Annotated in this window: 1 pseudogene; it reads left to right on the top strand. The window is 65.7% G+C overall.

From position 1 onward, the window contains the following. Positions 1 to 306 (top strand): annotated as a pseudogene (locus ABG80_RS20750) (IS5/IS1182 family transposase); the annotation flags it as partial.

Genomic DNA, 306 nt, shown 5'->3' with positions numbered 1-306 from the left:
GCTGGCGCCAGCGCATTGGTGAAGAAGGCGTGGAGTTGCTGTTGGCCGTGACCATCGAGGCGGCCCGCGCCGCAGGCATGATCAAGCGCGCCAGCCTGGACAAGGTGATCGTGGACACCACGGTGATGCCCAAGGCCATTGCCCACCCCACGGACAGCCGCTTGCTCGAGCGCAGCCGACAGCACATGGTCAAGTTCGCGCAAGACCACGGCTTGAGCCTGCGCCAGAACTACAACCGCGAGGCGCCTCGCCTGGCAACGCAGGTCGGCCGCTATGCCCATGCCAAGCAGTACAAGCGCATGCGTG

Origin of the sequence: Aquabacterium parvum (assembly GCF_001447195.1) — a bacterium.
GTDB classification, from domain to species: Bacteria; Pseudomonadota; Gammaproteobacteria; order Burkholderiales; family Burkholderiaceae_C; genus Aquabacterium; species Aquabacterium parvum.
The sequence above is the reverse complement of the archived record's forward strand: the minus strand, read 5'-3'. Positions and strand labels throughout refer to the sequence as shown.